Genomic DNA, 12213 nt, shown 5'->3' on the forward strand with positions numbered 1-12213 from the left:
TGCCCGGGAAATAAGATTTGTCATCGGAGAGAAGTTTGATATAATAGATGCATAGCAAGAAGAGTAATCGGTACAAAGCCTACAAGGGGAGCCTAGCGGCTGAGAGTGAACCTCGTTCAGACCCTTCGAACCTGTCAGTTAGTACTGGCGCAGGGATGGCGGCTTTTTTGATGGTGCAATGCATTCGGGATCCCTCCATCAGGAAGCGTCCCTGTCTGCATTGCTTTTTTTGTGTCTTTTTTTAAAGGAGGAATGCTGGAATGAGAAACCGCAGAGTCCTATTTTTAGTTGAAATTGCGATCTTTTCCGCATTAGCACTGCTACTGGATATCATCCCGTTTCTATCATTTAAATTGTGGGCCCAGGGCGGTTCCGTCTCGTTTGCGATGGTGCCGGTCTTCATTATGGCCTTCCGCTGGGGTGTCAAGGGCGGCGTAGCGACAGGGCTGCTGCTCGGCATCTACCAGATTTTAACGGGTGCCTATATCATCACTCCACTGCAGACGCTGCTCGATTATGTCGTAGCATTTGCCGTGATCGGTGCGGCCGGCATCGTTGCCAAACCGCTTTGGAATGCGATCCGTTCCAAGGAAACGAAAGCCCTCGTCGGCTGGATCATCACAGGCTGCTTTATAGGAAGTGTACTCCGCTTCTTCGGTCACTTTGCTGCGGGGATCATCTTTTACGGTGAATTCGCACCGGAAGGACAGCCGGTCTGGCTGTATTCCCTCGTTTATAACGGCGGATACATGCTGCCAGCGTTTATTTTGAGCGCCATCGTGATCAGCCTCTTGTTCATGCAGCGACCAAAGCTTGTGCTTCATTAAATGGAAAAAAGCCTTCTGCCTGGCGGCGGAAGGCTTTTTTTTCCATGTTTGAAACACCCCAGGGTAGTGAAAAGACAGGCAGAGAGCAGGGGGGATTGTAATGAAAAAAATAAAGAGGTTAGCAGGGAAAAAGTGGGTCTGGCTGCTGCTTTTGATCGTGCTGATCCTTTCTGTCATGATTGCCTACCATACCTCATGGAAAGCGCTCCCGGAAGGCGTTTCCTACGAGGGGGATGTCCATCAGATGGAGGATATCGAGTTTTTCCGGGACCTTTCCTATGAGGATCCGGAAGGAAATACGGTTCATGACCTGCAGGTGTTTGAGGAAATCTATGCCACCATAGGTGAGGCGGATGATTTTATTGTCGCTGATATGTTTCTTTTCAACGGCTACACGAACGGCAAAAATGAATTTCCTGAAATCAGCGGCCGTCTTGTGGATGCTGTATTAGAACGAAAAGAAGAGGTTCCTGACCTTGAGGTCGTGTTTATTACCGATCAGATCAATACTATCTACGGCTCCTATGAATCGGAAACGATCCGGCGGCTGGAAGATGGCGGGGTGAACGTCGTCTTAACCAATCTTGATAAGCTGAGGGATTCCAATCCGTTATACTCGAGTGCGTGGCGTCTGATGTTTTCCTGGATGGGTACCGGAGGAGAAGGGTGGATCGGCAACCCGATTGCCAAGGAAGCGCCTGATGTTACTCTGCGGTCCTACATGAAGCTGTTGAATATTAAGGCGAACCACCGGAAGCTCCTCGTAACTGAGGATTCGGCGGTTGTTTCCACAGCAAACCCTCACGATGCCAGCGGGTATCATGAGAATGTTGCTTTTAAAATGGAAGGGCCGATCATTGAAGATATTCTGGAAGCAGAAGAAGCGGTGGCCCGCTATTCCGGCGGGGAATTCATCGACTACAGCGGCTATGAATGGGAGGAGCAGCAAGGGCCTCTCCAGACACAGTTCGTAACGGAAGGAAAAATCTATGATGCCGTTCTGGAACAGCTGGAAGCGGCCGGTGAAGGGGATGACGTCTGGATCGGGATGTATTACTTAGCCGACAAAAAGGTGACCGCCCGGATCGATGAAGCGGCCAACCGCGGGGCGGAAGTGCGCATCATCATGGACCCCAACAAAACCGCGTTCGGTCATGAAAAGCCCGGCCTTCCTAATCTACCAGTCGCTGCGGAGCTTAAGAATCTCGGGAATGAGAACATCCACCTGCGCTGGTATGATACGGAAGTTGAACAGTACCATACGAAAATGCTGTATGTCGATGGGCCCGATCATGATGCCATCGTCGCCGGTTCCGCCAACTATACGAGAAGAAACCTGTCCAACCTCAACCTGGAAGCGGATGTCGTCATCCAAGGTCCGGGAGAGGAGGAGGTCTTTCAGGAAGTCAACGACTACTTTACACGTATCTGGTCCAATGAAGAAGGCCACTATACGACGGAGTATGAAACCTATCAGGACAACCTGACCTCCATCCGTTATGCGACGTACTATCTGCAGAAGTGGACATGGTTTACCACTTATTAAAAGAAAGCCCCTGCCGCTTGCGGCAGGGGCTTATTCGTTCATGTCAGGACAGCCTGAGCCTTCGCTGGGTTGGTTATGATTAAAAGAACTTTCCCTTCATCCAGATCCTCTTCGTACTGTCCCGCTTCCTCTTTGGAGAATCCAATTTCCTGCATCTTTGTGCGGAGCTCATCGCCTTTTTTACTGAAGATATTCGTAAGGACACTTTTCGCATCCTGCTCGGAAGCACCGATCGTATTCACATTCACACTTTTGGAAATCCGTTCTGTCCGGTCATCATCATGGGAGAGGATGTAAATCTCTTCGTTATCAATGCCTTCGTTCTTCAGCTTCTCTACCATATCCTTCAACTGTTCATCATTTGTGTATTCACGTACAAGTGGTTTCATGTTTTACACCGCTCCTTTGTTTATAGAATGTTCTACAGTGAAATTACCCGTTATTTTCCATCGTTAATCAGAAAATAAGTAGAGAAGGAAATCCAAATGAGTTGTCGAAGGATAAGGATATTGGAGGGAAAAGAGATGAACAATCAAATCATTGCTACATTTTCAATCGCCGCCTGTGAACCCGACCGCGGGGAATGGGGCGTGGCGGTCCAGTCGAAATTTTTAGGCGTCGGCTCCGTCGTACCATGGGCGAAAGCAGGTGTGGGGGCGGTGGCCACCCAGGCTTTTGCCAACCCCGCCTATGGTCCGGAAGGGTTGAAGCTCCTTGAGGAAGGTCTGTCTGCCGAGGAAGTCATCAAAAAATTAACGGACGCTGACCTTCAAAAAGAAGACCGCCAAGTCGGAATCATCGACAGCTCCGGCCGGGCAGCGACGTTTACCGGAAAAGATTGTTATGACTGGGCCGGAGGAGTCACAGGGAAGCATTATACCGCTCAAGGGAACATATTAGTAAATCAAGAAACAGTGACCCAAATGGGAGACACGTTTGAAAAAGCAGAGGGGCCACTGGCTGACCGTCTCATTCAAGCGATCCAAGCCGCGCAGGAAGCGGGCGGAGACAGCCGTGGAAAGCAGTCGGCGGCCGTCCTTGTCGTTCGTGATCAAGCAGGCTACGGCGGACTCAGTGATGTCGCTGTAGACCTCAGAGTAGATGATCATCCTGAGCCGATCAAGGAACTGGAGCGGATTTACCAGCTTCATCAATTGTACTTTGGTGAAACGAAGGATACGGATATCCAGCTGATCGATGAAGATGTAAAAAGGGAAATCGCCGGCCATTTAGTCCGCCTTGGTTACCTCGAGAGTAAGGAAGTTGATGACGAGGTGTTCTATGAATCCTGGACGACGTACCTGCATACCGAAAACTTCGAAGGGCGTGAGCTGGCCCGGGGGAAAGTCGATCGCAAGGTGCTGGATTTCATGAAAAGTCAGCCGGGGGAAATCTGAAGAGATTCGAGAAAGAGGGGGAAGCGTCATGGAAATCGCAGCGATTACAGCAGCCATTCTATTTGGTCTTGTGGCTGTCTTTCAAGTGTTACTCGCATTCGGGTTTCCGCTTGGAGAAGCGGCCATGGGAGGCTCCCACCGCGTCCTGCCGGCGAATTTGAGAGCAGCAAGCGCACTGAATGCCCTGCTGCTGATTTTTATGGCCGGCATCGTTCTCCAGCATGCGTTCCAATTCTCTGATCTGCTCCGTTTTTTACCCACCACGATCCTCATGTGGGTGATCATCATTTTTATGGGCATCAACACGTTAATGAACTTAATATCAAGAAGTAAAAAAGAACGTCTGATTATGACGCCTGTTTCCGGCCTGCTGTTCATCCTTTGTTTATGGGTGGTGTGATTCAAGGCGTCTCTTTGAGATAGGGGGAATGATCAAAATAAGGGTTCCGGCTATACCAGCAGCCGGAACCCTTATTTTAAGAGAAAACATTATACCTATGGTGCAGGGGAACAGAATTAGGACGTCTCTTTGCGGATGTTTACGTATTTTTTTACATAGATCAACAAACTTAAAATAAACAAGGCTTGAATCAACCTAGTCAGCAGCCCGACAGAAATATGGGTGTTTATAGAGAATAGAATGAGTGATTTTTCTATATGAAAGCCTAATAGAATATGGAGAAAGGTGTAGATTCCTGTCAGTGAAATGAATACGATTAGTATTTTTCTCAAGTTTTCACCTTCGATCATGGTTTATAAAAGCAGGGATGAAAAGATTCAGAGCCAATCAAAGTTAGAAAAGAAAGAATTGTAAGTACTGTAAAGAATTTTTCATCTTTATCATATGGTATCATTTACCTTTTTCGTATACTAGAGTATAGATAAGAGGGATCAGGATATATCTTTTTGGAGGTGGCTTGATGGGCTTTTATTATTTCATTTTACTTGTCGTAGGTGTTGTTATAGGAGTAATGGGAGGAAAAAAACTTTTCCATTCTTATACGAACCCTTCTGCATGGGCTCAAATGGTTATTGGAGTTGTGTTCGCTGTTTCGGCCATCGTTTTGTTTCAGCCGGGGAGCTCAGATGTTATTTCACAGGTGCTGCTGAAGCTGCAAGACTTTTTCCTTTGAAATACATGAAAAAAGAGAGATTTTTGTTTTGGAAATCGGTGTAGTTTTAGTAGAGGGGGAGTTTGAAAAACAAGCGCTGGTTTGTCAGAGGGATCGTAGACGGAGGGGCCATTTCTACTTAGTTAGGTAATGAAGGCTTGGAGATCGTGCAGGAAGCGCTCAAATGGTGGTGATTATAGCAAAGAAGAAAAGCAGCGTCTTAAGGACGCTGCTTGTATTTTACTTTTCTTTTATATGAACTTCTTGATTTCTGCACTGAATTCTTTCGGTGCTTCCTGAGGAACCCAGTGGGCGGACTCGTCAAACCTTACTAGTGTACTGTCAGGCAGATCTTTAATGAGTTTTTCTGCTGTTTCCACCGGCTGCCACTCATCTTTTGTTCCCCATAGTAAAAGAACGGGCTGCTTGATGGTGGAAAGCTTCGACGTAATCGCCGTCGTTTCATTTGTATTCAACGCTGCGGCGTTACGTACGAGGCTCAGCTTGCCTTCCTCATGCAGGTAAGGAGCCATGATGCCCTGTAAGAAGGTTTCGGTCAGCTGTTCCGGATGAGCGAACACTTTTTTATACGCTTTGGATAGAAACGCTTCAAATTCCTGCGTGGACTCATTCTTCTTGGAAGGGTGTCCCATCACGAGCATATCTTGAATCGGCCAGGAATCATAAGCGACGGAATTAGAAAGCACGAGCTTGTTAATGCGTTCCGGTGCTTGAAGAGCAAGAAGCAAACCAACGCCTCCGCCTATATCATGGGCAACAAGATTTACTTGTTCTAATTCCAATTCATCCATAAGCTTGAGTACCATATCCGCCTGTACGTGAAGAGAGCGGTCGAACTGGTCACGCTGATCAGACTGTCCATAGCCGAGCAGGTCTGGAGCAATCACGCGGTAGTCTTCCTCCAGTTCAGGAATGACGCTCTGATATAAGTAGGACCAGGTAGGGATGCCGTGTAAAAGCATAACAGGCGTCCCTGAGCCTACATCCGTATAATTGATTTTAACCGGTTCTTCGACGATACCTTCCAACATAACAGATTGTTGTCTTTGTTTAAACGTTTCTTCATTCATAGTTGTCGTTTGGTTCATTCTTATACCTCCTAGGATAAATCGTATGATTGAGTTACTTACGCATGTTTTTCGGCAATACTGACAATTTCTTCTTTCGGTTTGAAACCTACTGATTGATCGACAAGTTCACCATCTTTGAAGAATAAGAGTGTGGGAACGCTCATCACACCATATTTCTGAGCGGTTTCCATATTTTCATCAATATCTACTTTTACAATGTTCATTTGATCTCCTTGTTCTTCATCAATCTCTTCCAGAACAGGAGCGATCATTTTACAAGGACCACACCATGGGGCACCAAGGTCTGCGATAACGAGACCGCTGCTTGTCTCCTGTGCAAATGTTTCGTCTGTGGCGTTTCGAATAGCCATATTCCATTCCTCCTTGCATTTTCAATAACCACTAAATTAATATTTAGTGGTTAGAAGATTACATCATGCTGAAACAGACGTCAACCGATGAGACATGGACAGATTCATAACCGGCGATGTTCCAGAGGAAATCGTTTGAGTGATCATAAAGAAAGAGCCTGTTTCATAAAAGGTGGTATCTTAATGGTTGACCATCCCGAACATTCTCTGAGGCGGCCTTTTCTTTTCACCTAAAATCAATGAGGGTCTCCTCCCACTGGTTTTGATTTTCAATTCACAATAGATATTCACAAGGGAGGACTTAAATAAAACCTATTCAATGAACTTGAATGTTTCATGAAACCCAGAGGATCTCTCATTCATAACAGAGATTAAGGATAGAAGAAGAATTTTTTAGTGGGGTTTGTTACTATGAAACTCTGCCAACAGGGGGAAGAGCGGTCCTCTTCCAGCAAAAGCCTGTAAATTATCCCTTGAGATATATAAGCATTTAATTATATAATGATGCTGTAATCTTTAAATGGTGATACCGAACGGAAGATGGAAGATCAAAAAAGCCGGCATCAGCATGCGTGGTTTAACATTTACGAACATTCCCAAGGAGGTTTTACATATGAGAAAGGTAGAAATTTTCGACCCGGCCATGTGCTGTTCCACAGGCGTCTGCGGACCGAGTGTCGACCCGAACCTGACCCGATTGGCTTCAGCCGTTTATTCATTGGAGCAAAAAGGTGTGAACATTAGAAGATTCAACCTTGGTAATGAACCAGAAGTTTTTGCTGAGAATGGAGCGGTAAACGAGGTACTGCAGGAAAAAGGGGCAGATGCTCTTCCTGTTACTCTTCTGGACGATCAGGTTGTTAAAGTAGGCGAATACCCGACGAATGAGGAGTTCAGTGAATGGCTTGAAATGAAAGGAGAAGAATTGACGCAGAAACCGAAAGTCCGTGTTTCCATCAATATGGACAAATAAAGGAGCTGTAATTATGCATACATCCTACCAACCACGTACACATGTTCAAACGCCGTACTTGTTTTTCACTGGAAAAGGCGGAGTTGGAAAAACATCCGTCGCCTGCGCCACAGCGGTAAGCCTGGCGGATCAGGGGAAGAAGGTTCTGCTGGTGAGCACGGATCCTGCCTCCAATCTGCAGGATGTGTTTAATATGGAACTGACCCGTGAACCTGCAGTTGTTCCCAGTGTGAGCCATCTGTATGCCAGTAATATTGACCCGGAGGAAGCAGCAAGAGCCTACAGGGAAAAGACCGTAGGACCATACCGGGACAAGCTGCCTGAATCGGTCGTCAACCAGATGGAAGAGCAGCTTTCCGGAGCGTGTACCGTTGAAATTGCCGCCTTTGATGAATTTTCCCATCTGCTCGCAGACGATGGCATATTCAAGGACTTTGATCATGTCTTGTTTGATACGGCGCCTACAGGGCACACGTTAAGACTTTTGACCCTTCCAACAGCATGGTCCGGATATTTGGAGGAATCGACGCATGGAGCTTCCTGTCTGGGACCGTTGTCCGGCCTCGGGGACAAAAAGAACATGTACCAGAAAGCAATGGATACTCTCTCCAATGGGGAGAAAACGACATTGGTCATGGTGGCAAGGCCGGAAGAATCCACCCTTCTGGAAGCATACCGGGCATCCGTTGAGCTTGGAAAGATCGGGATTGAACATCAAATGCTGGTGATCAATGGTGTCTTCCAGCCGTACGATGCCGGAGATGAAGTGGCGTCTGTCTTTTACAGTGAGCAGCAGGAAGCCTTAAAAGAGATCCCTGGCGCCCTTCAACAGATCCGCACGTATTCTTTACCTTATGTTCCTTATTCTTTGACGGATATTCAGCACATGCGCCAGATTGTGAGTGAGTCGCCGGTGGCTGAGGTGGAGATTACAGAAGAAAGCGTGGATGTTGAGCCGCTTCCTTCATTAAAAGAGGTCGTGGACGACTTCTCAGCGAAAAACACGCGTGTCATTTTTACGATGGGAAAAGGCGGCGTCGGAAAAACATCGGTGGCTTCGGCAATTGCCGTTGGATTGACTGAAAAAGGTCACCGTGTCCACTTAACCACGACAGATCCTGCTTCTCATGTAGCTGATATGTTCAAGGACAGCCGGGTCCATGAGAACCTTACCATCAGCAGCATCGATCCGGAAGTCGAAGTGGAAAACTACAAAGCCGAGGTCATTGCAAACGCTGGTGAGCTGAATGAAGATGAGCTTGCTTATCTGAAAGAAGACCTGGATTCACCTTGCACCGAAGAGATTGCCGTCTTCCGTGCCTTTGCCGATGTTGTAGATTCTGAGGAGGAAATCGTAGTCATTGATACGGCGCCTACCGGTCATACGCTGCTTTTACTCGACTCTTCTGAAGCCTATCACAAGGAAATGAGCCGCTCCACAGGTGACATACCAGAGAGTGTAACGAAATTACTGCCGAGACTTCGGAACCCGGAAGAGACAGGTGTAGTCGTCGTAACTCTCCCGGAAGCGACTCCCGTATTTGAAGCAGGCCGTCTGCAGGAAGACTTGAAGCGGGCGGAAATTACTCCGAAGTGGTGGGTGATCAACCGTAGTTTATATGCGGCAGGAACGAAGGACCCTGTTTTAGAGGCTCGTGCAGCCACGGAAAAACAATGGATCAGAAAGGTTCAGAACGAATTGTCTGCTCAAAGTGCGCTGATTCCATGGGGCGCAGCAAAAAATGCCGGATATGAACAATGGAAAGTCTACATTCAATCTTAATGATGAGGTGATGAAACATGAAAATTACAGAAAATGCAAAGAGTACATTACAGGGAATGATTGAAGAAAATGGAGCGGAGGGAGTCCGTTTTTATTCCATGGGAGACGGGTGCTGTGGTCCACAACTCGGCATTTCCCTCGACGGACCGGAAGAAAACGACGTTGTGAATGACATGGACGGCCTGAAGGTTTCCATTGATCAGGATGTCAAAGATACAGTGGATGGCTTAACGTTAGATCAGGAAGATACACCGGAAGGAGCACAGTTCGTCCTGCTTGGTATGGACCAGTGCTGCTGAGAAAAACATCAAGATAAAACCTGGAGGGTGACACCGAAATGAAGATCATCATTATTGGGTCCGTTGCAGCAGGTACCTCTGTCGCTGCAAAGGCACGAAGAAACGACGAAAATGCAGACATTACATTATACAATGCGGATTACGATATCTCTTATTCCATCTGCGGGATTCCTTATTTTTTAGGCGGCGAAGTGGACGAATTAGAGACCCTTACACCAAGAAGTTCCGAATGGTTTAAGAAACGCTACAACGTAGACATTCACACCCGTCACGAAGTCGTAGAGATCAATCCGGATCAAAAAGTGGTCACAGTGAAAAATCTGAACACCAATGAAATCATCGAAGATCATTACGATACACTGGTCTTTGCTACAGGAGCGGCTCCAACGACGCCACAGATCGACGGAGTGGAGATGGAGCATGTCTTCCATGTAAGGAACATCCAGAACACCGCTTCCATCCATTCGTATATGCAGGCCGAAAGTCCGGAAAAAGTGACGATTATCGGCGCAGGCTTCATCGGACTAGAGATGGCTGAGCAGTTGAAGCATAGAGGACTGGATGTAACGATTGTCCAGCGCAGCAATCAAATTATGCCGCACTTGGATAAGGATATGGCCTTCCGGGTGGAAGAGCATTTGAGAGCAAACGGGGTCAACCTATTACTCAATGAAGAAGCGGCAGCAATTTCAGAGACTTCCGTAGAAACAACCAAGGGAAGCGTCATCGATGCGGATATGGTCATTTTAGCTACAGGTGTACGCCCGAATACGAAGCTGGCTGAACAGATCGGTGTAGAATTAGGCGTATCCGGGGCCGTCCAGGTCAACGAAAAGATGCAGACGAATCTCCCTGATGTTTATGCCGTTGGAGACGTCGCGGAGAGTTATTCCATCGTTACAGGAAACCCGCTCTATCGTCCGCTTGGGTCGACAGCGAATAAAATGGGCAGGATCGCCGGAGATGTCATCACCGGTGGAGATCTGGCCCACCGCGGTATTTTAGGGACAGGAATATTAAGAGTCTTTGACTTAGCTGTCGGCTATACCGGCTTAAGTGAAAAAGATGCGGTTATGGAAGGCTATGACATTGAAGTTCTTCACAATATTAAGCCGGCAAGAGCGGAATACCTGGGTGGTAAGGAAATGGTCATTAAAGCCATCGCCGATCGTAAAACGGGCCGGATTCTAGGTGTGCAGATTGTCGGGGAAGACGGCGTTGATAAGCGCATCGACGTGTTCGTGACGGCGATTTCCTTAAAAGCGAGTGCCGAAGATCTCTTCCATTTGGACTTAGCTTATGCGCCACCATTCAGTACCACTAAAGATCCGGTCATGTATACAGGTATGGCTCTTCAGAATGCGATGGACAAAAAGAACCGGATCATCACGCCGCAGGAACTGACGAATCGAATCCAGAACGGGGAGAAGATTCAAGTCATTGATACACGAGCGCCGAAGCAGTACGAAGTATCCAATGTGGAGGGAGCGGTCAACATTCCATTGGCTGAATTGCGCGCGGAAGCGAAACAGCTGGACCCTGCCATCCCGACAGTGACCTACTGCAATAAGGGTGTAACGGGAAATGCCGCCCAGAACGTGCTGATCAACATGGGATTTGAGGAAGTTTATAACCTTTCCGGGGGAAATAAGAATTACCAGAGTTTCTCTAAGGCTAACCAGTAAAGGTAAGCGTTGAAAATCAATAGAAGACTGAAAGGTATTCGGTGTCGGTTTTTAAAAAGTGGATGCACGAATGATCTTAAGAAGTTTTCCATAGCAGCAACCCCGGCAGAGTTTGTGAAAAGCTCTGCCGGGGTTGTTTATGTTCAGGAACTGGAAGGGTCTGACTTATTGGTGAAGGCAAGGACCAGCGTCATTGCAATGATACAGAACATGCCGAGCCATTGGAAGGATCCAAATGGCTCTTTTAACCAGATGACCATCGTTAATACAGCAGAGAGGGGCTCCAGGTTACCAATCAGGCTGGTTTCCTTCGGAGAGAGGTGCTGCAGACTCTCAATGTAAAACCAGAAAGCGAACATCGTACCAAATAGGACGACCATCACAAGATAAACATAGATTTCCATTGTAAAAGTGGAGAATGCTGCCTGCCAGGGGGGATGTATGAATCCAAGGGTAAATCCACCAATGACCATCGCCCACCCTACTACATTAAGGGAATCGAACTTTTTGAGCAGGGGAATGGCATAGAGCGTATAAAAGGCTAGAGATGCCCCTGATAAGAGACCCCAAAAGATCGATATACCAGGCACGGATAATTCAGAGAGTGAACCATTGGTCAATAATAAACCGGTGCCGAGTAATGCAAGCGTCACAGTGAATCCATCACGCCTCTCAAAGGTCGTCTGTTTTCGTAAAAGCAGATAAACAATGATCATAACAGGTGCCAGGTATTGGAGTAATGTAGCTACAGCCGCATTCCCGTGGTTGATGGATGCCATATAGGTATACTGGACAGCCAGCATACCCAGTAAGCCGAAAATGATCAGTGGAACAGCCGTCGTTTTATTCTTCCATATGCTGAAGATGGGAGAAAAACCTTTTCGGAAGACTTGTATGGCCAGTAATAGAATGCCGGCAAGGAGTAAACGGACCGTCACCAGCCAATTGACTTGGATGCCAAAATCCTGGAACAGCTTTTGTGAAACGGTACCTCCAACGCCCCAGAAGATGGCCCCTGTTATTACAAGAAACAATCCTTTGCTTTTTTGAATGGTATTCATAGTGTATATCACCTCAATAATAAAACGATAGTGTTATAATAGCTGAGATGAAACCAGTAAAATACACA

The 12213-nt window shown here is 47.0% G+C and carries 14 protein-coding genes and 1 riboswitch; of the genes, 9 read left to right on the forward strand and 5 right to left on the reverse strand.

The genetic code is table 11. The features are described from left to right. Nucleotides 1-74 precede the first annotated feature (74 nt). Nucleotides 75-173: riboswitch (TPP riboswitch) on the forward strand. A gap of 87 nt (nt 174-260) precedes the next feature. After that, on the forward strand, nt 261-827 hold the full coding sequence (gene thiT, locus H615_RS0103070; RefSeq protein ID WP_027953770.1) for an energy-coupled thiamine transporter ThiT: 567 nt from the start codon (nt 261-263) through the stop codon (nt 825-827). A gap of 100 nt (nt 828-927) precedes the next feature. Next, a complete protein-coding gene (locus tag H615_RS0103075) occupies nt 928-2373 on the forward strand; it encodes a phospholipase D family protein (protein WP_027953771.1) in 1446 nt (481 codons plus the stop codon). 38 nt (nt 2374-2411) lie between these two features. On the opposite strand, the gene H615_RS0103080 is transcribed toward H615_RS0103075, so the two are convergent. Beyond that, a complete protein-coding gene (locus tag H615_RS0103080) occupies nt 2412-2762 on the reverse strand; it encodes a YflT domain-containing protein (protein ID WP_027953772.1) in 351 nt (116 codons plus the stop codon). Between the two features lie 135 nt (nt 2763-2897). Here H615_RS0103080 and H615_RS0103085 point away from each other — a divergent pair, with 135 nt between their 5' ends. Then, the gene (locus tag H615_RS0103085; RefSeq protein WP_027953773.1) at nt 2898-3770 is read left to right on the forward strand and encodes a DUF1028 domain-containing protein; all 873 of its coding nucleotides are present in this window, start codon (nt 2898-2900) and stop codon (nt 3768-3770) included. A 28-nt stretch (nt 3771-3798) separates the two neighbouring features. Beyond that, complete coding sequence (locus H615_RS0103090) at nt 3799-4170, forward strand: hypothetical protein (RefSeq protein WP_027953774.1); 372 nt, start codon at nt 3799-3801, stop codon at nt 4168-4170. Nucleotides 4171-4286: 116 nt separating this feature from the next. On the opposite strand, the gene H615_RS22245 is transcribed toward H615_RS0103090, so the two are convergent. Then, nucleotides 4287-4502 (reverse strand): hypothetical protein, encoded by a 216-nt coding sequence (locus H615_RS22245; protein WP_156896424.1) that lies wholly within the window; start codon nt 4500-4502, stop codon nt 4287-4289. Nucleotides 4503-4690: 188 nt separating this feature from the next. On the opposite strand from H615_RS22245, the gene H615_RS0103095 reads away from it, so the two are divergent. Further along, nucleotides 4691-4903: a hypothetical protein gene (locus tag H615_RS0103095; RefSeq protein ID WP_027953775.1), complete on the forward strand. Its 213-nt coding sequence runs from the start codon at nt 4691-4693 to the stop codon at nt 4901-4903. 230 nt (nt 4904-5133) lie between these two features. Here the strand turns inward: H615_RS0103095 and H615_RS0103100 are convergent, their stop codons facing one another. Next, nucleotides 5134-5991: an alpha/beta fold hydrolase gene (locus H615_RS0103100; protein ID WP_051254573.1), complete on the reverse strand. Its 858-nt coding sequence runs from the start codon at nt 5989-5991 to the stop codon at nt 5134-5136. Between the two features lie 38 nt (nt 5992-6029). Continuing rightward, nucleotides 6030-6344 (reverse strand): thioredoxin, encoded by a 315-nt coding sequence (gene trxA / locus H615_RS0103105; protein ID WP_027953777.1) that lies wholly within the window; start codon nt 6342-6344, stop codon nt 6030-6032. Between the two features lie 613 nt (nt 6345-6957). On the opposite strand from trxA, the gene arsD reads away from it, so the two are divergent. The 4 genes from arsD to H615_RS0103125 are packed head-to-tail and all read left to right on the forward strand — an operon-like array spanning nt 6958 to nt 11084. Continuing rightward, a complete protein-coding gene (arsD, locus tag H615_RS0103110; protein WP_027953778.1) occupies nt 6958-7317 on the forward strand; it encodes an arsenite efflux transporter metallochaperone ArsD in 360 nt (119 codons plus the stop codon). Between the two features lie 13 nt (nt 7318-7330). Further along, a complete protein-coding gene (gene arsA, locus H615_RS0103115; RefSeq protein WP_027953779.1) occupies nt 7331-9100 on the forward strand; it encodes an arsenical pump-driving ATPase in 1770 nt (589 codons plus the stop codon). A gap of 17 nt (nt 9101-9117) precedes the next feature. Continuing rightward, nucleotides 9118-9399: an adhesin gene (locus H615_RS0103120; protein ID WP_027953780.1), complete on the forward strand. Its 282-nt coding sequence runs from the start codon at nt 9118-9120 to the stop codon at nt 9397-9399. A 38-nt stretch (nt 9400-9437) separates the two neighbouring features. Further along, nucleotides 9438-11084 (forward strand): FAD-dependent oxidoreductase, encoded by a 1647-nt coding sequence (locus tag H615_RS0103125; RefSeq protein WP_027953781.1) that lies wholly within the window; start codon nt 9438-9440, stop codon nt 11082-11084. A gap of 143 nt (nt 11085-11227) precedes the next feature. Here the strand turns inward: H615_RS0103125 and H615_RS0103130 are convergent, their stop codons facing one another. Further along, nucleotides 11228-12145, reverse strand: coding sequence for an EamA family transporter (locus H615_RS0103130; RefSeq protein ID WP_027953782.1), 918 nt, complete (start codon nt 12143-12145; stop codon nt 11228-11230). Nucleotides 12146-12213: the final 68 nt, after the last annotated feature.

The organism is Halobacillus kuroshimensis DSM 18393 (assembly GCF_000425705.1).
GTDB lineage: Bacteria > Bacillota > Bacilli > Bacillales > Halobacillaceae > Halobacillus > Halobacillus kuroshimensis.